19 protein-coding genes are annotated in these 19,327 nt (G+C 69.3%); 13 read left to right on the top strand and 6 right to left on the bottom strand.

Features of this window, described 5'->3' with window-relative positions:
- The first annotated feature begins 29 nt into the window (after positions 1–29).
- Genes ACPCHZ_RS00445 through ACPCHZ_RS00430 form a run of 4 tightly spaced genes read left to right on the top strand, consistent with a single transcriptional unit; the run spans position 30 to position 3,050 of the window.
- On the top strand, positions 30–752 hold the full coding sequence (locus ACPCHZ_RS00445) for a glycosyltransferase (protein ID WP_423482943.1): 723 nt from the start codon (positions 30–32) through the stop codon (positions 750–752).
- The gene (locus ACPCHZ_RS00440; protein WP_423483764.1) at positions 752–1,687 is read left to right on the top strand and encodes an acyl-CoA dehydrogenase; all 936 of its coding nucleotides are present in this window, start codon (positions 752–754) and stop codon (positions 1,685–1,687) included. Before ACPCHZ_RS00445 ends, ACPCHZ_RS00440 begins: the two co-directional genes overlap by 1 nt.
- Positions 1,684–2,430, top strand: a complete 747-nt coding sequence (locus ACPCHZ_RS00435; protein WP_423482942.1) for a PIG-L deacetylase family protein — start codon at positions 1,684–1,686, stop codon at positions 2,428–2,430. Before ACPCHZ_RS00440 ends, ACPCHZ_RS00435 begins: the two co-directional genes overlap by 4 nt.
- Positions 2,427–3,050, top strand: coding sequence for an SAM-dependent methyltransferase (locus ACPCHZ_RS00430; RefSeq protein ID WP_423482941.1), 624 nt, complete (start codon positions 2,427–2,429; stop codon positions 3,048–3,050). The genes ACPCHZ_RS00435 and ACPCHZ_RS00430 overlap by 4 nt, the downstream gene beginning before the upstream one ends.
- Here ACPCHZ_RS00430 and ACPCHZ_RS00425 read toward each other — a convergent pair.
- The 3 genes from ACPCHZ_RS00425 to fadD8 form a co-directional block, all read right to left on the bottom strand.
- Positions 3,047–4,291, bottom strand: a complete 1,245-nt coding sequence (locus ACPCHZ_RS00425; RefSeq protein WP_423483763.1) for an RNA polymerase sigma factor — start codon at positions 4,289–4,291, stop codon at positions 3,047–3,049. The genes ACPCHZ_RS00430 and ACPCHZ_RS00425 overlap by 4 nt on opposite strands.
- Positions 4,292–4,358: 67 nt before the next feature.
- The gene (locus ACPCHZ_RS00420) at positions 4,359–4,595 is read right to left on the bottom strand and encodes a hypothetical protein (RefSeq protein WP_364973283.1); all 237 of its coding nucleotides are present in this window, start codon (positions 4,593–4,595) and stop codon (positions 4,359–4,361) included.
- 81 nt (positions 4,596–4,676) lie between these two features.
- Positions 4,677–6,311 carry a fatty-acid--CoA ligase FadD8 gene (gene fadD8, locus ACPCHZ_RS00415; protein ID WP_423482940.1) on the bottom strand — a complete coding sequence of 545 codons (1,635 nt, stop codon included), beginning with the start codon at positions 6,309–6,311 and terminating at the stop codon, positions 4,677–4,679.
- Between the two features lie 225 nt (positions 6,312–6,536).
- Between fadD8 and ACPCHZ_RS00410 the strand changes: the two genes are divergently transcribed.
- Both ACPCHZ_RS00410 and ACPCHZ_RS00405 read left to right on the top strand, forming a co-directional pair.
- Positions 6,537–7,193, top strand: a complete 657-nt coding sequence (locus ACPCHZ_RS00410) for a hypothetical protein (RefSeq protein ID WP_423482939.1) — start codon at positions 6,537–6,539, stop codon at positions 7,191–7,193.
- A gap of 37 nt (positions 7,194–7,230) precedes the next feature.
- The gene (locus tag ACPCHZ_RS00405; protein WP_423482938.1) at positions 7,231–7,575 is read left to right on the top strand and encodes a DUF3253 domain-containing protein; all 345 of its coding nucleotides are present in this window, start codon (positions 7,231–7,233) and stop codon (positions 7,573–7,575) included.
- A 13-nt stretch (positions 7,576–7,588) separates the two neighbouring features.
- On the opposite strand, the gene ACPCHZ_RS00400 is transcribed toward ACPCHZ_RS00405, so the two are convergent.
- Positions 7,589–8,059, bottom strand: a complete 471-nt coding sequence (locus ACPCHZ_RS00400) for a YciI family protein (RefSeq protein ID WP_423482937.1) — start codon at positions 8,057–8,059, stop codon at positions 7,589–7,591.
- A gap of 174 nt (positions 8,060–8,233) precedes the next feature.
- Here ACPCHZ_RS00400 and ACPCHZ_RS00395 point away from each other — a divergent pair, with 174 nt between their 5' ends.
- Genes ACPCHZ_RS00395 through ACPCHZ_RS00380 form a run of 4 tightly spaced genes read left to right on the top strand, consistent with a single transcriptional unit; the run spans position 8,234 to position 14,312 of the window.
- Entirely contained in the window at positions 8,234–9,838 is a 1,605-nt protein-coding gene (locus ACPCHZ_RS00395) for an amidohydrolase (RefSeq protein ID WP_423482936.1), read from the top strand.
- Positions 9,835–11,400: an MFS transporter gene (locus ACPCHZ_RS00390; RefSeq protein ID WP_423482935.1), complete on the top strand. Its 1,566-nt coding sequence runs from the start codon at positions 9,835–9,837 to the stop codon at positions 11,398–11,400. Before ACPCHZ_RS00395 ends, ACPCHZ_RS00390 begins: the two co-directional genes overlap by 4 nt.
- An 11-nt stretch (positions 11,401–11,411) precedes the next feature.
- Positions 11,412–12,716: a DUF3533 domain-containing protein gene (locus ACPCHZ_RS00385; protein WP_423482934.1), complete on the top strand. Its 1,305-nt coding sequence runs from the start codon at positions 11,412–11,414 to the stop codon at positions 12,714–12,716.
- Between the two features lie 30 nt (positions 12,717–12,746).
- The gene (locus ACPCHZ_RS00380) at positions 12,747–14,312 is read left to right on the top strand and encodes a long-chain-fatty-acid--CoA ligase (protein ID WP_423482933.1); all 1,566 of its coding nucleotides are present in this window, start codon (positions 12,747–12,749) and stop codon (positions 14,310–14,312) included.
- A gap of 7 nt (positions 14,313–14,319) precedes the next feature.
- Here ACPCHZ_RS00380 and ACPCHZ_RS00375 read toward each other — a convergent pair whose 3' ends face one another.
- Positions 14,320–15,234 carry an oxygenase MpaB family protein gene (locus tag ACPCHZ_RS00375; protein ID WP_423482932.1) on the bottom strand — a complete coding sequence of 305 codons (915 nt, stop codon included), beginning with the start codon at positions 15,232–15,234 and terminating at the stop codon, positions 14,320–14,322.
- Positions 15,212–16,441 carry an oxygenase MpaB family protein gene (locus ACPCHZ_RS00370; protein WP_423482931.1) on the bottom strand — a complete coding sequence of 410 codons (1,230 nt, stop codon included), beginning with the start codon at positions 16,439–16,441 and terminating at the stop codon, positions 15,212–15,214. The genes ACPCHZ_RS00375 and ACPCHZ_RS00370 overlap by 23 nt, the downstream gene beginning before the upstream one ends.
- 47 nt (positions 16,442–16,488) lie before the next feature.
- Here ACPCHZ_RS00370 and ACPCHZ_RS00365 point away from each other — a divergent pair, with 47 nt between their 5' ends.
- The 3 genes from ACPCHZ_RS00365 to ACPCHZ_RS00355 all read left to right on the top strand — a co-directional run bounded on the left by ACPCHZ_RS00365 (position 16,489) and on the right by ACPCHZ_RS00355 (position 19,327).
- Complete coding sequence (locus ACPCHZ_RS00365) at positions 16,489–17,136, top strand: TetR/AcrR family transcriptional regulator (protein ID WP_423482930.1); 648 nt, start codon at positions 16,489–16,491, stop codon at positions 17,134–17,136.
- Between the two features lie 488 nt (positions 17,137–17,624).
- On the top strand, positions 17,625–18,476 hold the full coding sequence (locus ACPCHZ_RS00360) for an MlaE family ABC transporter permease (protein ID WP_364973248.1): 852 nt from the start codon (positions 17,625–17,627) through the stop codon (positions 18,474–18,476).
- Positions 18,473–19,327: an MlaE family ABC transporter permease gene (locus ACPCHZ_RS00355; RefSeq protein ID WP_423482929.1), complete on the top strand. Its 855-nt coding sequence runs from the start codon at positions 18,473–18,475 to the stop codon at positions 19,325–19,327. The genes ACPCHZ_RS00360 and ACPCHZ_RS00355 overlap by 4 nt, the downstream gene beginning before the upstream one ends.

The following is a 19,327-nucleotide window of genomic DNA, read 5'->3' as shown; positions in this document are numbered from 1 at the left end:
AAAATGCCGCTACGGGCTAATTAACAGCAGTGCCGGAGCTCGAGCAGATCGCGGTGGTCATACCCGCCCACGACGAGGCGACGAATTTGCCGAAGAGCCTGCGCGCCCTGGCGACCGCGACGCTGTGCTCACCGGTGCCCGTGCTGACCGTCGTGGTGCTCGACGCCTGCGGCGACGACAGTGCCGCATTGGCCGGGCGGTTCGGCCCGGACGTGCACTTCGTGGAGGTCGACGCGGGCAACGTCGGCGCCGCGCGTGCCGCGGGTTTCGATTACGCGCGCTCGACCTGCATCGGCGCCGACCCGGCCCGCACGTGGTACGCCACCTCGGATGCGGACAGCCTGGTCCCCGCCGACTGGCTGCTGCGGATGACATCGACGTACGCAGACATGGTGCTCGGCGTGGTCCGGGTGCCGGACTGGCGGAACTTCCCGGCCGAGGTGGCGCGGCGGTACCTGCGCGCCTACCAGGCGAAAGTGTCGCGAAACGGCAACGGGCACAACCATGTTCACGGTGCGAACATGGGCTTCAATGCGGCTGCCTACTGGAACGTCGGCGGCTTCCGCGCACTGCCGACCGGTGAGGACGTCGAACTCGTCGAACGGTTCGAGGCGGCCGGCAGGCACATTCGCCGCGACGCGGCGCTGAGCGTGATCACCTCCGCGCGCCGCGATGCCCGCGCGCCCAGCGGATTCGCGTCGCATCTGCGGACCCTGTCGAAATCACGGCGCAGGACCGGCGAGCCGGCGTGATCCCGGCGCAACTGGCGCGGTGGCTGGCGGCGGGTGAGCTGAACCTGCCGTTACCGGGCCACGGCGACACGGCACAGCGCTGGCGCAGGCTCGCCGAGCTCACCGAACTGGACGTGGTGGCCGGGCGACTGGCCGAAGCGCACTGCGACGCCGCGGCGATTCTCGCCGATCTCGGCGGTCCTCAGGTACGGGCGGGTGAGCTGTGGGGTGTGTGGGCGGCCGAATCCCGTGACGCGGTGCTGCGCGCCCAGCCCGCCGGGGAGGGGATCGCACTGCACGGCACCAAGGTGTGGTGTTCGGGAGCCGGCCTGTGCACGCACGCGCTGGTGACGGCGCGCGTGGGCGACGACGGTACCCGGGGTTTGTTCGCCGTGGACCTGCGTCATCAGAGGGTGCGGCCGTTGCCGAGCAGTTGGCGCAACGCCGGCATGGCCGAATCCGACACGCGTTCCGTGCAATTCAGCGGCGCTCCGGCAACCCCGGTCGGGTCCCCGGGTGAGTACCTCAGCCGGCCGGGATTCTGGCACGGCGCGATCGGGGTCGCCGCGTGCTGGCTCGGAGGTGCCAGAGCGGTTGCCGCTCCGCTGTATTCGGCCGCCGCCCGCGAGGAACCACACACGCTGGCTCACCTCGGCGCGGTGGACGCCGCGCTCACCGCGGCCGCTGCGACACTCGCGCAGGCCGCGGCCGAGGTCGACGCCGACCCCGACGACCGGAACAGCACCGCCGAACTGTGCGCCCGGCGCTGCCGAGCGGTCGTGGAGACCGCGGTCGACGAGGTCCTCACCCGGACGGGCCGGGCGCTGGGGCCCGGACCGCTCAGTCAGGACGCCGCCCACGCCCGCCACGTCGCCGACCTGACCGTCTACGTCCGGCAGAGTCACGCCGAACGCGACCTCGAAGCGCTGGGGCGCCTGGCCGGTGAGCGGCGGTGAGCAATGCCGGCCGTTTCGCGGCGCGGCCGATCGCCGGAGGAGGCACCGCGGCGGATGTCTGGCGCGCAGCTGATCTCACCTTCCCCGAACTGGAGTGGGAGCACTGCCCGGCCCTGGTGGTGGTGGCCCCGCATCCGGACGACGAGACGCTCGGCTTCGGTGGCGCCATCGCCGCGGCGGCCGAGCGCGGGATACCCGTGCGGGTGGTGTCGGTGAGCGACGGCGACGCCGCGCACCCGGAGGCGACGGCGGCGCAGCGCGGGGCACTGGCGCAGACCCGGCGCGACGAAGTGTGCTGCGCCGCGGCAGCACTCGGCATCGGTGCGCCGACGCGACTTGGCCTGCCTGACGGTGACGTCGCCGGTCACCAGGCCGGTCTCACCGACGCACTCGCCGAGGCGCTGAGCGCCGAACCGGCCGGCGCCTGGTGCGCGGCGACGTGGCGCGGCGACGGCCACCCCGATCACGAGGCCGTCGGCTGGGCTGCGGCCGAGGCGACCGCCCGAACCGGTGCGGTGCTGCTGGAGTATCCGTTGTGGATGTGGCACTGGGCCGAACCGGGCGATGACACGGTGCCGTGGCACACGGCCCACCGATCGTCACTGACCGACTCCTCGGTGAAGCGTAAAATCGATGCGGCACAGTGTTTCCGCAGTCAATTCGAGCCGGCTGGGCTGGAAGCGGTGCTGCCGCCGTACGTGCTCGCTCGATTGCTGACGGTGGGGGAGGTGGTGTTCCGGTGACGTCGCGACTGCCTGACGACTACTTCGAGCGGATATACGCCAAAGCCGCCGATCCCTGGCAGCTGCAGGGTAGGTGGTACGAGCGCCGGAAGTACGCGATCACGATGGCGCTGCTGCCCTACCCGCGGTACCGGCACGCCTATGAACCGGGGTGTTCGGTCGGTGTGCTCACCGAACTGCTCACCGCCCGGTGCGACCATGTGACGGCGACCGACATCGCCACCGGCGCCCTCGACGCCACCCACCGGCGGTTGCTCGCCGCTCAGCGCAGGCGTCAGGTGACGCTGCTGCGGCAGTCGATAGACGGCCCGTGGCCGCAGGCGCGATTCGACCTCGTGGTGCTCTCGGAGGTCTGCTACTACCTGCAACCGGCCACCCTGCGGGCGGTGCTCGACCGGCAGGTGCCGCGGCTCTCGCACGGCGCGACGGTGCTCGCCGCGCACTGGCGGCATCGTGTCGAGGACTACCCGATGAGCGGCGACCACGCCAACGACGTGATCGCCGCCACCGCGGGCCTGCACCACATCGGCGGCTACCGCGACACCGACGTCGTCATCGACGTGTTCGACACCGCATCGGCGGATTCGGTGGCCGCCCGAACCGCGGTGCCGGGTGCCTAGCCCGATCGCGCCCGAGCCGCCTTGTCGGTCAACACGTCCCGCTCGCGCTCGTTGTCGGTCAGCGCCGCGGCGCAGTCGAACTCGGTGGCGGCTTCGTCGTGGCGGCCCAACCGCGCCAGTAACTCTCCGCGCACGCTGGGCAGCAGATAGGAACCGTCGAGGCCGGTGATGTCGTCGACGATGGCGAGTGCTTCGGCGGGGCCGGAGGCCATCGCGACGGCCACCGCACGGTTGAGTTCGACCACCGGGGAGCGGGCCACCTGGATCAGCCCGTCGTACAGCGTGACGACGCGCGCCCAGTCGGTGTCCTCGGCAGTCGGCGCGACGGCATGACATTCGGCCAGCGCCGCCTGCAATGCATAGGGACCCCAGCCGGTTCCCCTGCGCTGCACCGCTTCTGCCGCCTTCGCGAGCGCCGCCACGCCGCGCTGGATCTGCGCACGGTCCCACTTCGCCCGGTTCTGGTCCTCGAGCAGGATCGCCCGGCCGTCGGCGTCGGTGCGCGCCGCGAAGCGCGAGGACTGGAATTCCATGAGCGCGACGAGTCCGTGCACCTCGGGTTCTGCTGGACGGTGGGCAGGAGCGCCGCGACCCGGGGATGTATCCGTCAGGGCGGCCAGCACCCGGCCCAGTCGCAGTGCCTCGCTGCACAGTTCGTCGCGGATCCAGCGCTGCCCGAACGACGCGGAGTAGCCCTCGTTGTAGATCAGATAGATCACTGCGAGCACCGCCGAGACGCGCTGCGGGTACTCGTCGCGCGGTGGCACCTCGAACGGCACCTCTGCGGCCGCCAGCGTCTTCTTGGCGCGTGTGATGCGCGCCGCGATCGTCGCTTTTGACGTGAGGAAGGCGCGGGCGATCTCCTCGGTGGTCAAGCCGCCGATCACGCGCAACGTCAACACGATCTGGCTCTCCCGTGAAAGCACGGGGTGCGCGGAGATGAACATCAGCCGCAGCACGTCGTCGTCGATGCGGTCCGGATCCCACGCGGGTTCGTCGAGGTGGTTCTCCAGCTCACGGGCCAGTACGGCGTACTTGGCGTCCAGTGACTCCTGCCGTCGCCAGTGGTCGATGGCCTTGCGTTTGGCGACGGTGGTGAGCCAGGCGCCGGCGTTGCGCGGTACCCCGGCGTCGGGCCACTGGATGAGCGCCTCTATCAGCGCTTCCTGGGCCAGGTCTTCGGCCATTCCGACGTCGCCGACCACGCGGGTCAGCGTCGCGACGATCTTGGCCGCTTCCATCCTCCAGACGGCGTCGACGGTCTCGCGGAGGTCGGTGTCCGGCACTCCGCCACGCTAGCGCGGTCGGTCAGGAGTCGGCGGGGTCCTCGGCGTCGGCATGGAAGAAGAACATGCTGGCGACGAAGCTGGTCAGCGACAAAAGACCGGCGCCGAACGACAGGCCGATGCGGTCGAGGCCGAAGGCGCCGATGCTCATCGCGAACCCGACGATCGCGATCATGCTGAGGAAGAGCGCCCAGGTGCTGAGGGCCTCGGAAGTGGTGGAGGTGGGGGACGCGGCTGCGGCGGTGGTCGGGTCGGTCATCGCGGTGAGTGTCCTGTCTCGATGGTGTGTCGGCCACTCTTTACCCGCCCCGGGTATCGGTAAAACGCCGAAACGCAGCGGTTACCCGACGGCGCGGCCGGAGTCCGCCCAGAACTGGGCGCGCACCGCCTTCTTGTCCGGCTTGCCCAGCGCCGTCACCGGTACCGAGTCGACGACGATGACCTGCTTGGGCGACTGCACCGAGCCTTTGCGCTCCTTGACGGCGGCCTGGATCTCCGCGGTCATCGTCGCGACGGCGTCCCCGTCGGACGCGGCGTCGGGCCGCAACACCACCACGGCGGTCACCGCCTCGCCCCACTTTTCGTCGGGTGTCCCGATCACGCACACCTGGGCCACCGACGGGTGTTCGGCGACGACGTCCTCGACCTCGCGGGGGAACACGTTGAAGCCGCCGGTGACGATCATGTCCTTGGTGCGGTCGACGATGTACCAGAACCCGTCTCCGTCCTCGCGGGCCAGGTCGCCGGTGTGCATCCAGCCGTCGCGGAAGGTCTCCGCGGTGGCCTCGGGCAGCTTCCAGTAGCCGCCGGACAGCAGCGGCCCGGACACGCAGATCTCACCGACCTCGCCCTGCGGCACGGGCTGTCCGTCCTCGCCGAGCAGTGCCGTGCGGCAGAACACCGTCGGCCTGCCGCAGGACGTCAGCCGCTTCTCGTCGTGATCGCCCTTCGCGAGGTAGGTGATCACCATCGGCGCCTCGGACTGGCCGTAGTACTGGGCGAAGATCGGCCCGAACCGGCGGATCGCCTCCTTGAGCCGAACCGGGTTCATCGCAGAGGCGCCGTAATAGACGGTCTCCAGCGACGACAGGTCTCGGGTGTGCGAATCCGGATGGTCCATCAGCGCGTAGATCATCGACGGCACCAGCATGGTTGCGGTGATCTTCTGCTCTTCGATCACCCGCAGCACCTCGGCCGGGTCGAACTTCGTCAGCACGATGAGTTCGCCGCCCTTGACCACCGTCGGTACGAAGAAGGCCGCCCCGGCGTGCGACAGCGGGGTGCACATCAGGAACCGCGGACGCTCCGGCCATTCCCACTCGGCGAGCTGGATGGTCGTCATCGTCGTGATCGACTGCACCGTGCCCATCACGCCCTTGGGCTTTCCGGTGGTGCCGCCGGTGTAGGTCAGTCCGCCGATGTGGTCGGGCGGCAGGTCGGCGGCCACCAGCGGCTTCGGCTCGTACTTGGCCGCCTCGGCGCTGAGGTCCACCGCGACGTCCGCCAGCGCTTCGGGAACCGGACCGATGGTGAGGATCTGCTGCAGCGTCGGCACTTTTTCCAGCAGTCCCAGCGCGCGCTCGGTGAACATCGGGTTGGGGTCGATGATCAGCGCGGTGACCTCTGCATCGGACAGCACGTAGGCGTGATCCTCCAGCGACCCGAGGGGGTGTAGTGCCGTGCGGCGATAGCCCTGAGTTTGCCCCGCCCCGATGATCATCAGCACCTCGGGCCGATTCAGCGACAGCAGCCCGACGGCGGCGCCGGTGCCCGCGCCCAGCGCCTCGAACGCCTGGATGTACTGGCTGATGCGCTCGGCGAGTTGGCCGCCGGTCATCGTGGTGTCGCCGAGGAACAGCACTGGGCGGTCCCGATTGCGCTTGAGCGCGCCCACCGTGAGGTGCCCGGAGTGGATCGGATGGCGCAGCCGGTCGGCCGACGAGAGTTCGCGGGAGGAATCAGCAACCGAGGTCATGGCACTCAGACTAGAACGTGTTCCAGAAATGCAGAAGGCGATCCCCGTTGTTGCCGGCGGCCGCGTGTGGAGTGCTGCGCCGTCGCGGATGGAGTACTCGACTACTCGCGTAATCAAGTGAGCAAATTCGTAACGTTCTGTTCGCTTCCGCAAGATCAGTCAAGCGGCGCACAATTCCCGACGTAGAGGCACTGACGAGGGTCATGCCCGTGAGATGAGGTCGAAATGTCAACGTTTCAAGCAAAGCGCGTAGCTCTCGCTCCGCTGGCCGCAGCGCTACTCGCCGCGGGCGGGGCGATCGCGCTGGCGCCCACGGCGGCGGCGCAACCAGACGCCTGTATCCCGGGTTTCGTGTGGCGCGAGGCGTTCGCAGGCGACCACGTCTGCGTCACGCCGGGCGTGCGGTCGCGCACCGCCGCGGAGAACGGCGCGGCCGCAGGGAACGCGGTGCCCGGGAGTCCGACGTGCAAGTCGGGCTTCGTCTGGCGCGAGGCCAGCCCGGGGGACAAGGTGTGCGTGATCCCGTCGGTCCGCGAAGAAGCGGCCACCGACAACGCCGCCGCCGCTTCGCGGGTGGCCAAGGCCGCCCCGGCCGAGCCCAAGCCAGAGGAGAAGCCGGCGCCAAAGCCCGAAGCGCCGAAGCAGGGACCGACGGTGAACTGGTCGCCGCGGGTGGGTGGGCTGACCGCGCACATCACCGACCGCAGCGGCGTCGCCTCGCAGTGCACCTACGACTCCGACGGCTACTCGCGCAGTTTCCCGCTGCCCGCCAACGGTTCCTTCGACCTCGCGATCGTCCCCGCCATCCCGAAGTTCGCGAACTGGAACGTCTCCATCAAGTGCGACAACGGCACGGTCACCAACACGCAGACCTTCTTCTGATCGTCCGGTTCCCGGTGGTCATCGGCCACCGGGAATCATGGACGGCGTGAGTGACGCGTTACGGGCGCAGCTCGGGCGGATCGCCGAGGGCGCGACGCCGGCCGCGCGCGATGCCGGCACGGCGCTGGCCGACGGCCCGATGCCCGACCGGCTGCGGGCCGCGATCCGCGCCCTTGCGGTGCATCGCGGCCCGGCCAGCAGCACCTGTCCCTCCGACGCGGCCCGCGCCGTCGGCGGCGATCACTGGCGTGACCTGATGGACGACGCCCGCGCCGCGGCCCGCGAGATGGCCCGGGCGGGCGACGTCGAGATCACCCAGCGCGGTGAGGTTCTGGACCCCGATGCCGACTGGCGCGGACCCATCAGGATCCGCGCCAGATAGCCGGCGGAGTCGCTCAGCGGCTCGCGAACTTGTCGGCGTCGGCCCGCGCCTGCGCCGCGATCTTCTCGGCCAGGTCGGCCTTCCACTGGATCTCCTTCTGCACCCAGGGATTGTCCGCGGGGAACTCGTCGGTCTCCGACACCCGGCGCACCTCGAGCTTCACGCCCTTGCCCAGCGGCACCTTCCGTGCCCACTGCTTGGCTTCCTCCTTGGACGACACGTCGAGGATCCAGAAGCCGTTGAACAATTCCTTGGCCTCGGTGTAGGGGCCGTCGGTGACCACAGGCGGATCGGCGTTGAAGTCGACGACGAAGCCTTCCTCCGGTCCGGTCAGCCCCTCGCCGGCCAGCAGCACGCCGGCCTTGATGAGCTCCTCGTTGAACCGGCCCATCGACGCGATGATCTCGTCGAAGTCGATCTCCAGCTCCGCCATCGCGGCCTCGGCCTCGGGGGTGGACCGCATGATCAGCATGTAACGCGCCATTTCTTCGTCTCCTTCTTCGGTGTGGAAGGGGCCCGCTCCATCGTGCCCTCGCACATACGTCGAGCGGCACCCCCCGAAAATCGACACGGCGGCGAAGATTTTTTCAGCAAATTCTTGGTGACGGTTCGGCGTGAAGGTCACCGCAGGTCAACGCGTCGCAGCTACCATCACCCGGTGCCCGCAGCTGACCTGGTCATCACCGGAAATGTCCTCACCGTCAATCCCGCGCAGCCCACGGCCGAGGCGCTGGCCGTAACGGGAGGTCGCATCGCCGCCGTCGGCGCCCGCGCCGAGATCGACGGGTGGATCGGCCCGGACACCGAGGTCGTCGACATCGGGTCGGGTTGCGTGATGCCCGGCCTGGTCGAGGCGCACGGTCATCCGCTGATGGAAGCGGTCGTGCTGTCCGACCGGATGGTCGACATCCGGCCGGTCACCGTCACCGATGCCGACCAGATCGTCGCCATGGTGCGCGCGGAGGTCGACAAGCGCGGCGAGTCGGGCGCCTACCTGGTGGGCTGGGACGCCCTGCTGCAGCCCGGCCTGCCCGAGCCTTCGTTGGCGTGGCTGAACGGCATCGCGCCGGACACGCCGCTGGTGATCATCCACAACTCGGGGCACAAGGCGTTCTTCAACTCGGTCGCCGGTCGCAACGCCGGGATCGACCGCGACACCCCGGACCCGAAGGGCGCCAAGTTCGGCCGCGACGAGGCAGGCGAACTCGACGGCACCGCCGAGGAGACCGGCGCGGTGTTCCCGCTGATGGCGGGAGCCACCACGGTCGCCGACTTCCCGCAGATGCTGCTCGCCGAATGTGCCCGGCTGAACAAAGCCGGCCTGACCACGTGTTCGGAGATGGCGTTCGACCCGGTGTTCCGGCCGCTGGTGGACCAGATGCGCGACCACCTGACCGTCCGGTTGCGCACCTACGAGATCTCCAATCCCGAAATGAGCACCGCGGCCAGCCCGGGTGAGGGCGACGACGTCGTCCGTCAGGTGGGCATCAAGATCTGGGTCGACGGGTCGCCGTGGATCGGCAACATCGACCTGTCCTTCCCCTACCTCGACACCGACGCGACCCGCACGATCGGCGTGGTCCCGGGTTCGTGCGGCCACGCCAACTACAGCCGCGAGCAGCTCACCGAGATCGTCGAGGCCTACTTCCCTCTCGGCTGGCCGATGGCGTGCCACGTCCAGGGCGACGCCGGCGTCGACACCATCCTCGACGTGTACGAGGCGCTGCTGGCCAAGCATCCGCGCGAGGACCACCGGCTGCGGCTCGAGCACGTCGGCGCGATCCGCGACGAGCAGTTGCAGCGCGCCCACGATCTCGGCGTCACCTGCAGCATCTTCGTCGACCAGATCCACTACTGGGGCGACGTCATCGTCGACGGGCTGTTCGGGCCCGAACACGGGAACCGCTGGATGCCTTGTGGTTCGGCGGTGAAGACGGGCATGCGGATCTCGCTGCACAACGATCCGCCCGTCACGCCGGAGGAGCCGCTGCGCAACATCAGCGTCGCGGTCACCCGCACCGCGCCGAGTGGCCGGGTGCTGGGTCCGGAGGAGTGCTTGACCGTCGACCAGGCCATCCGCGCGCAGACCATCGACGCCGCGTGGCAGTTGTTCTCCGACGATGTGATCGGCTCGCTGGAGGTGGGCAAGTACGCCGACATGGTGGTGCTCTCCGCCGACCCGCGTTCGGTTCCGCCGGAGGAGATCGCCGACTTGGATATCCGCACAACGTATCTGGCGGGCCGTCCGGTTCACACGGGATGACGTCACCGGCTCCCGACGCGCAGCGCGACGAGTCGCCGGCGACGGTGTCCGGCCTGGCGGCCACGATGACCGTCGTCGCGATGGGGCTGGGCTACAGCATCACCGCGGCCGACCCGACGATCCTGTCGGCCAACATCTCCGAGGTCCGGGCCGGCCTGGACATGTTGCCCAGCACGGCCAGTTTCGTGGCCAGCCTCGCCACCCTCGCGCTGGCGGCAGCGGTGCTCGGCGCCGGTGCGCTCGGCGACCTCTACGGCATGAAGCGGATGTTCACCGGCGGACTGCTCGGGGCGATCGGCTTCGGCATCCTCGCCGCGGCGGCGCCGACCGGTGCGGTGCTGATGGTCGCCCGCGCGGGATCCGGTGTCGCGTTCGCCTTCCTGCTCGGCCTGTCGCTCGCCACCATCAACGCGGTGTTCCCGCCGCAACGGCGCGCCGCGGCGATCGGGCTGTACCTCGGCGCCGGATTCGCCCTCACCACACCGATGCCCGCTATCGGCAGCCTGCTGGCCGAGCACCTGGGGTGGCGGACGGGTTTCCTGGTCGCACCCGTCGCGGCCGTCGTCGCCCTGGTGATCCACCTGAGGTACGTGCCCGAGACGCCGCGGGCGCCCGGCCGCCTCGACATACCGGGTCTGGCGCTCGTCGCGGCCGCACTACTGGCGCTCGTCTACGGGATCTCGCGGCTGCAGCGCGGACTGAACACCGACGCGGTCATCGCCATCGTGGTCGGTGTCGTTGCGGGCGCGGCCTTTTGGCTCCGTGAGCGGTCCACCCCGGATCCGGCGCTCGATCTGCGCATCTTCCGGTCCGGGCGGTTCAACGCCGCGGTCACCGCGGGCGCCGCGTTCAACTTCATCACGGGCGGCTCCACGATTCTGGTCGCCTACTACCTGGTGACGGTGCGCGGTGAGTCGCCGGCTCTGCTCGGGCTGCTGCTGGTGCCCGCCACACTGATGCAGGCGCTCGCCGCGACGGGTTCGGGCCGGGCCGCGACGCGCTTCGGCGAGCGCACGGTGCTGGTGGCCGGGCTGCTGTTGCTGCTCGGCGGTCTGCTGGTGCTGTCGGCGGTCGGTGAGAAGACGTCGATGTGGCTGCTGTTCGTCGCGGTTCTGCTCAACGCCGTCGGTGGTGCGGTGGTGCAGACACCGCAGTCCACCATCATGATGTCGGCGGCGCCCGTCGACCTCGGCGGATCGGTGTCGGCGGTGAAATCCGCTGTCGGACAAGCCGGGTACTCCCTCGGTCCGGCGGTGTTCGCGCTCGTCGGCACCACCCTGTTCCTCCGTGACGGCATGGAGCGGCTGGCCGGTTCGGGTATCACGGAGCCGCAGGCCCGCGAGGCGCTGCAGATCGCGCACGGCACGTCGGTGTCCTCGGTCGGCGGTGGCAACGTGCTCGACCCGCAACGCGCGAGGGAGGTCGTCGAGGGCGCGACCGATGCCATGATCGACGCCATCCACACCCTGAGCCTGATGATGACTGCCGTCCCGGTGGCCGCGATCGTGCTGGCCCTCGTGCTGCTGCGCCCCCGCCCGCTGGACCACACCCGCCCCCGATGACAGGAGCTCCGATGCACTCGCTCGAGCACGCGCGGCACGCCGCACCTGACCCGCTCGCCACCATCCGCACGCCGAGGTTCTGGCTGCAACCGATCGTCGTCGTCCTGGTCGTGTTCTCGGCGCTGGCGGCGCTCTATCTCGGCGGGATCCTCAACCCGACCTCGAACCTGCACCACTTCCCGGTGGCCGTCGTCAACCAGGACCAGGGGCCCGACGGCAAGCAGATCGCCGACGGCCTGGTGTCCGGCCTCGATTCCCACGACTTCGACGTACGGGTGCTCTCCGCCGAAGAAGCCGACCGGCAGCTGGACTCCGCGCAGGTCTACGGGGTGGTGCAGATACCGGCCGACTTCTCGGCGGGCCTGCAGGCACTCGCGACCGGCGCCGCCCGGCCGGGGGAGGTGGTCCGGCCGGTGATCACCGTGTCGACCAATCCGCGGGCCGGCGAACTCGGCGGCAGTATCGCCGGAGTCGCGCTCAGCAAGGCCGTGCAGGAGGCCGACACCACGATCGGCAAGAAGGTCACCGCCGAGGTCACCCAGGCCGGCGGTGGCACCGCCCTGCCCGCCGGTGTGGCGCTGACGCTGTCCAGCCCGATCGACATCCAGGTCAACGACCACGATCCGCTGCCCAGTGGCACCGGCAACGGGTTGTCGGCGTTCTACTACGCGTTGCTGCTGCTGCTCGCCGGGTTCACCGGCAGCATCATCGTCAGCTCGCTGGTCGACTCGATGCTGGGCTACATCCCCGCGGAACTGGGACCGGTGTACCGGTTCGCCGAGAAGGTGAACATCTCGCGGTTCCGGACCCTGGTGATCAAGTGGGCGTTCATGGTGATCCTCGCGGTGCTCACCTCGGCCGCCTACATCGGCATCGCTGCGGCACTGGGGATGCCGATCCCGAATGTCCTGACGCTGTGGCTCTACGGGGTGTTCACGATCGCGGCGGTCGGGATCACCGCGACCTCCCTGGTGTCGGTTCTGGGCTCGATGGGTCTGATCGTCAACCTGTTCATCTTCGTGATGCTGGGCCTGCCCTCGAACGGCGCGACGATCCCGCTGGAGGCGGCGCCCAAGGTGTTCGGCTGGCTGGCCACGTTCGAGCCGATGCACCAGGTGTTCCTCGGCGCGCGGGCACTGCTCTATCTGGACGGGCGCGCCGACGCCGGGCTCACCCACTCGCTGGTGATGACGAGCGTCGGTCTGGTGATCGGTCTGCTGATCGGGGCCGTGGTCACCCGCTACTACGACCGCAAGGGCCTGCGTCGCATCCACGACCCGGCGATCACCGCGCCCGAACCGGCCAAAGAGGATTGACAACCGCCGTTGTCATGGCACGCTTTGCGCATGCCTGAGCTGCCGCCTCCGCGCTTCCTCGACGACCGGCCCGCGCACTGGGCCGAGGTGAAACCCGACGAGGAGGCCTTCGTCTACCTCGACCGGTCCTGGACATGGGAACAGTGGAACGACCGGATCCGCCGGCTCGCCGGGGCGCTCGGCGGGTTCGGCGTCGGCCGCGGTGACGTCGTGGCGTTCCTCGACAAGAACCACCCGGCCGGTGTCGAACTGACGCTGGCCGCCGCGTCCCTCGGCGCCGCCAACGCGATCATCAACTTCCGGCTGGCCGGCGACGAACTGGACTTCGTCCTCAACGACTGCGGCGCCAAGGTGCTCGTCGTCGGCGCCGAACTGCGGCCGGCGATCGAGAAGATCCGCGACCGCCTCTCGCTGGAGCACATCGTCGAGGTCACGCCCGACGGCGCCGACGGCGACGAGTACGAGGCCCTGCTGGCCGCCGCCACCCCGACCGGACGCGCGGACGCCGTCGAGCCCGACGACGTCTGCCTGGTGATGTACTCCTCGGGCACCACCGGCCGGCCCAAGGGTGTGATGCTGTCGCAGGCGAACGTCGTCGCGCACACGGTGAACGCGCACGACGGCTGGGGTTTCGACGAGGGCGACAAGAACATGGTGTCGATGCCGCTCTTCCACGTCGGCGGTTCGTCGTACGTGCAGTTCGGCATTCACGACGGCGTACCCAGCGTGATGACCCGCGAGGTGGACGGCGCATCGCTGGCCGGCGCGATCCTCAAGGGCGCCAACCGGACCTTCCTGGTGCCCGCCGTGCTGGCCAAGGTGCTCGAGTCCGGCGAGGATGCCGTCAAGCTGTTCGGCGCGTTGAAGACGTACTGCTACGGCGCCTCGCCGATGCCGCTGCCGCTTCTGAGGGCCGCGCTCGAGGCCTGGCCCGGCACCGACTTCATCCAGGTCTACGGGCTGACCGAGGTGTGCGGGGTGATCAGTCACCTGCTGCCCGAGGAACACCGCGACACCGAACACCCGGAGCGGCTGGTCAGTGCCGGCACGCTGATCCCGAACGCCGAACTGCGGGTGGTGAACCCGGACACCATGACCGACGTTCCCGAAGGCGAGCAGGGTGAGCTGTGGTTCCGCACGCCGCAGCTGATGAAGGGTTACCACAACCGCCCCGACGCCACCGCTGACGCGATCACCCCCGACGGTTTCTTCCGCACCGGCGACATCGGGCGCATCGACGCCGACGGCTACATCTTCGTCGAGGACCGGCTCAAGGACATGATCATCTCCGGTGGCGAGAACATCTACTCCATCGAGGTGGAGCGGGTGCTGGCCGAGCACCCGGCGGTGGTGGAGGTGGCCGTCATCGGCGTTCCCAGCGACAAGTGGGGAGAGGCCGTCAAAGCCGTTGTCTCACTGGAGGGATCAGCGACCGAGGAGGAGCTGATCGCGTGGTGCCGCGAGCGGCTGGCCCGCTACAAGTGCCCGAGCAGTGTCGACATCACCGAGGAGTTGCCGCGCAACCCGACCGGCAAGATCATGAAGAAGGATCTGCGCAAGCCGTTCTGGGAGGGCCGCGACCGCACGACCGTCTGACCATCGGCTAGGGCGTACGCGGCACCCGGCCGAGCTCACGCAACCAGCCCTTGCGCGCCGCGGGATACCAGCGCAGGGAGGCGGGCACGTACGGCCACGCCGCGCGGACGGCGGCCCGTACGGCCCGGTAGCGGCGTTCGTCCCCTCCGCTCCAGCGGATCCCGAATCTCTCGCGGACCGCGGCGGGCAGCCCGCCGAAGATGACCAGCCGCATCGGCGGAGCGAGCGCGGTCCGCACCGGCATGCTCGGCAGCAGCGCGTCGGTCAACGGCCGAAGGCGCGGATGCGTCGGGTAGAGGGGCGACGCGCTCATGTCGGGGATCGAACGCCGGTTGATGAAGTCGATGAGGTAGTCCGACGCGGGGTTCGGCTCCAGGACGTCGCGGCAGTAGCGGTCGACCTCACGCTCGAACGCCATCCGGTCAGGGGGGACGACGCTGCCGCTCATGCCGTAGCGGCGGTACCACTCGCATCCCTCGGCATAGAGTCGCCGGCTCTCCTCGGACGTCAGCCGGTGCCGGTCCCAATGCGAGGCGAGGCGGTCCACCATCCGCTGGAACGTGGCGTGCGCCCACCAGAACGTCTCCGGCTGAAGGGCGTGATAGCGATCGCCACCGGGCAAGGCGCCCTTGATGTCCCGATGGAAGTCGCGCACCCGTATGCCGGTCGCCTCCGCGGTCGGCCCCTCGTACACGGTGCCCAGGATGCCGGGCAGCGACCGGAACACCCGGTCGACGGGGTCGTCGAAGAAGTCGGAGTGGTCGATCAGTCCCTGTCCGATCGCGGGGTGCATGGTCTGCAGCAGTCCCGCGGTGCCGCCCTCGAAGGCGATGCGCATGTCGCCCGCCCACCGCCACAGCAGCGAGGTGGGGCCGAGCTCGCGCGCGGCGGCCGCGGCGTCACGCGGCGAGTTCGCCGACACCGTGCGGCTGCTCTCCGAAGTACTTGGCCAGCAGCCGGTCACTGCTGCGGGCACCCCAGCGCTCCAGGTACGCGCGGCCGCGGCCGGTGCGCGCAAGAATCTGGTAGCGGACGACGTTCTTGGCGATCACCGGCGCGACGGCCCACGGCAGCGCGCGGGGCAGTTCGAGATCGCGCATGCCCTCGGTGCGCAGGAAGTAGCTCAGCATGCTCAGCAGCCGGGCCCGGTGATAGCGGCCGCGCATCCCGGCGAGATTCGGATAATGCAGGAGTCGCTGCGCGTCGACGATCGCGTTGGCCAGCGGCGGGCCCGCCTCGCTCACATCCGACTGCGTGATGAGCAGGTGGTAGTTCAGCCGGTGCTGCGCAGCCTCGTTGTCGCACAACCAGTCCTCGTCGACACCCACCAGCCAGCCCACGTACTTCCACAGGTGCATGATGGCCCGCGACTCGGCACCGCTGACCCGGACGCCGAGCAGCCGCACCCCCAGCAGCAGCGCCCCGTTGAACAACCCCAGGGTCGCGGCTTGATCGGTCTGATTGATCGGCAGGCCCCAGTGGGCGACGTCCCAGCGGCCGTTCGTCTCGAACTGGTGATTGACGAGCGCGTGCATCGCGCGGACGTGCACGGTGAGCTTGAAGCCTTCCCCGCATCGGCGCATCGCGTCGGGCTGCGACACCGCCACCGCCCACTTCTGCGTCTCGGCGAGGCGGCGCACGGTTTTCCGGCCCGTCAGCCCGCCCGTCTCGACGAGCAGGTCGGTGGGACCGCCGAAGCGGTAGCCGCCGATCAGGGACAACTGCAGCATGACGTCCGCGGCGTTGGTCCCCAACCGGCGGTACGCCGCGGCCCCTTCGTTGACGAGATCGAAGTCCACCCACGACGGGACGCGTTCGACGGTGGCGAAGAACTCGCGCAGCGGTCCTGGGCAGTCCACGACGGTGTCCACACCACGGTCGAGGGCCTGGCGGAACTGTCCCATGGTGACCCGGTCGGGATTGTCGGAATCCGTGATGTGCATCGCCGCAACCAGTTTCGCACCCACCTCGTCGCGATGCATGAGCCGTTGCCCGATCCGGTCGATCAGCTGCTGATCGGGACGCACCGTCTTGGTCAGGACCCGGAGCGGCCGGCCCAGGCGGCGGTTGCGCCCGGGTGCCTCCATGAACCGCCGGGGGTGTGCGACGGACACGTCGTGTGCGAGCATGGTCCCATGCTGACACGAGCGATCATTCGCATTCAATTCGCATTCTGATGCCGCAGAAGTCGACTCCGGGTCCCCGGCGCATGCCGCGGCAGGACCGCTCCCGCGCCATGGTCGATCGCATCCTCGACGCCGGGCAGGACATGCTGATCGCCCACGGGTACGACGGCGCGTCCACCAACCGCATCGCCGCGGCCGCCGGGATCAGTCCCGGGTCGCTGTACCAGTACTTTCCGAACAAGGACGCCATCGCCGCGGCGGTCATCGACCGCTACAGCGACCAGCTGTCCGCCCGGGTGGCCGCCAGGGTCTCCGAGCGGTTGGACCAGCCCGCGCCGCACTACGTTCGGGAATCCATCGCCGCACTACTAGACGCCCTGGACGTGCACCCCGACTTCCTGCGGGCGGTGATGGAACAGACACCCCGGCTGGGCTCGGGGAGCAAATTGCTCGCGTTCGAGCAGCGGATCGGCGAGCTCACCGTCGCGTACCTGACGATCAACAGGGGTGTCGTCCGGCCCGACACCACGTTCGAGACCGCGGCGTGGATGCTGGTGCGGATGGTCGAGCACCTGTGCGTGCGGTACATCCTCGATCAGCCGGCGATCGACCGGGACACGTTCATCGACGAGATCACCGTGATGGCCCTGAACTACCTGCGCCCGTGGCCCACGCCGCCGGAGGACTGCTTCCCGTAGAGGTCGCACGCGAACGCGAGTGAAATCCGAGCCCGCGATTTCACCCCGCTCAGCGAAGTTAACGTGGATACTGATCCGCGACGCGCATCCGGGATGACCCGAGCCCAGCGCCGGTACCCGCCGATCCGTGTGGCAGGCGGCCGACGGTGTGCATTGCTGTTCTTTCCTGTGTGACGCACGACGCCAGACGTCTGATCGTCAGCCGCTGCTCATCGCTGACTGTGCAGGGTGATACGAGCCGTCGACCATGCTCGGGATATTTGCGTTTCCCGGCCACTTCGGCATTGACCGGTCATTCTCCAGTCGAGTGCCGGCACGGTCGGTCGGCTCTGACGTCGGCTGCGCGGCTCATTATGTGAATGAATATTCGGCAAAGGCTTGACGGGGTGAGATCGCTGGTCTTAGCGTGGCGAGGCGGTGGCCGACGGTGCCGCCGCGAGGTCGAACGCCGGCGCACCCGGCCGGGGTCTCCTATCGGGGGAGGGACGTTGACACTGGCGCGCGGCGATCAGGCCGACGGCCTCGACGTGATCGAGGACTGGGCCGGCGGGTACGTCAGACGCCACCCGCTCGCGTCGCTGCACACGGTCGGCGAGCAGTTCGTCCTCGGCGTGCGCACCATCCAGAGCCTCGTCGTCGACGTGTTCACCGGCCGGTTCCGCTGGCAGGAGTTCATCCGCCAGGGCGCCTTCATGGCCGGGACCGCGGTGCTGCCAACGGTTCTCGTCGCACTGCCGATCGGCGTAACACTGTCCATCCAGTTCGCCCTGCTGGCCGGACAGGTCGGTGCGACGTCGCTGGCGGGCGCGGCCAGCGGCCTCGCCGTGATCCGGCAGGCCGCGTCACTGGTGGCCGCCGTGCTGATGGCCGCGGCCGTCGGCTCGGCCATCACCGCCGACCTCGGCTCCCGCAAGATGCGCGAGGAGACCGACGCGATGGAGGTGATGGGTGTCTCGGTGATCCGCCGCCTGGTGGCGCCGCGGTTCGCGGCCGCGGTCATGATCGGGGTCGCGCTCACCGGCGTCGTCTGTTTCGTCGGCTTCCTTGCCAGTTACCTGTTCAACGTCTACTTCCAGAACGGCGCACCGGGCAGCTTCGTGGCCACGTTCGCGTCGTTCGCGACAACCGGCGACATGATCCTCGCGCTCATCAAGGCGGTGCTGTTCGGCGCGATCGTCGCGATCGTGTCCTGTCAGAAGGGGCTCTCGACGGTGGGCGGACCCACGGGCGTCGCGAACTCTGTGAACGCCGCCGTCGTCGAATCGATCCTGGTGCTGATGATCGTCAACGTCGCCATCAGCCAGCTCTACGCGATGCTCGTCCCCAGGACCGGGCTGTGACCGCTTCGACGTACACCCCGTTGCTGGGGTCGCTGATCCGATGGTCCCGCCGGGCCGCCACACCGGTGCAGCGGCTCGGGCACATGCTGGTCTTCTTCGTCCGCGCGCTGCTGGCGATACCGCACGCGCTGCGGCTGTACCGCAAGGAGTTCGTCCGGCTGCTCTCCGACATCGCCTGGGGCAACGGCTCACTCGTCGTCGGCGGGGGAACCGCGGGCGTGGCCGTCGTGCTCGGCATCACCGTCGGCGCGCTCGTCGGCATCGAGGGGTACAACTTCCTCAACCTGCTCGGCCTCGGACCCGCAACGGGCATCATCTCCTCACTGGTCAACACCCGCGAACTGGCCCCCATCGCCGCCGCGCTGGCCTTCGCGACGCAGGGCGGGTGCCGGTTCACCGCCCAGCTGGGATCGATGCGCATCGCCGAGGAGATCGACGCGCTGGACTCGCTGGCCATCCGCCCGATCCCGTACCTGGTGACCACCCGTCTACTGGCGTCGGTGGTGGCGGTCATCCCGCTCTACGTGCTGTGCCTGGCGGTCAGCTACCTCACCACGCAGGCGGTGGTGGAGGTGATCAGCGGCGGATCGACCGGCTCGTATCTGCACTACTTCTCACTGATGCTGGCCGGCCGTGACGTCGCCTACTCGCTGCTGAAGACGATCATCTTCGTCTGGATCGCCTCGACCGTGCAGTGCTACTACGGCTATTACGCGAGCGGCGGCCCCGAAGGCGTGGGAGTTGCTGCGGGACATGGCATGCGGGCCAGCATCACCGTCGTGATCATGGTCAACATGCTGCTCACCATGGCGCTGTGGAGCGTCGACTCCGGCGCCAGGTTCGGTGGCTGA

The sequence above is a fragment of the Mycobacterium sp. NPDC050041 genome, assembly GCF_049541695.1.
Lineage (GTDB): Bacteria > Actinomycetota > Actinomycetes > Mycobacteriales > Mycobacteriaceae > Mycobacterium.
The sequence above is the reverse complement of the archived record's forward strand: the minus strand, read 5'-3'. Positions and strand labels throughout refer to the sequence as shown.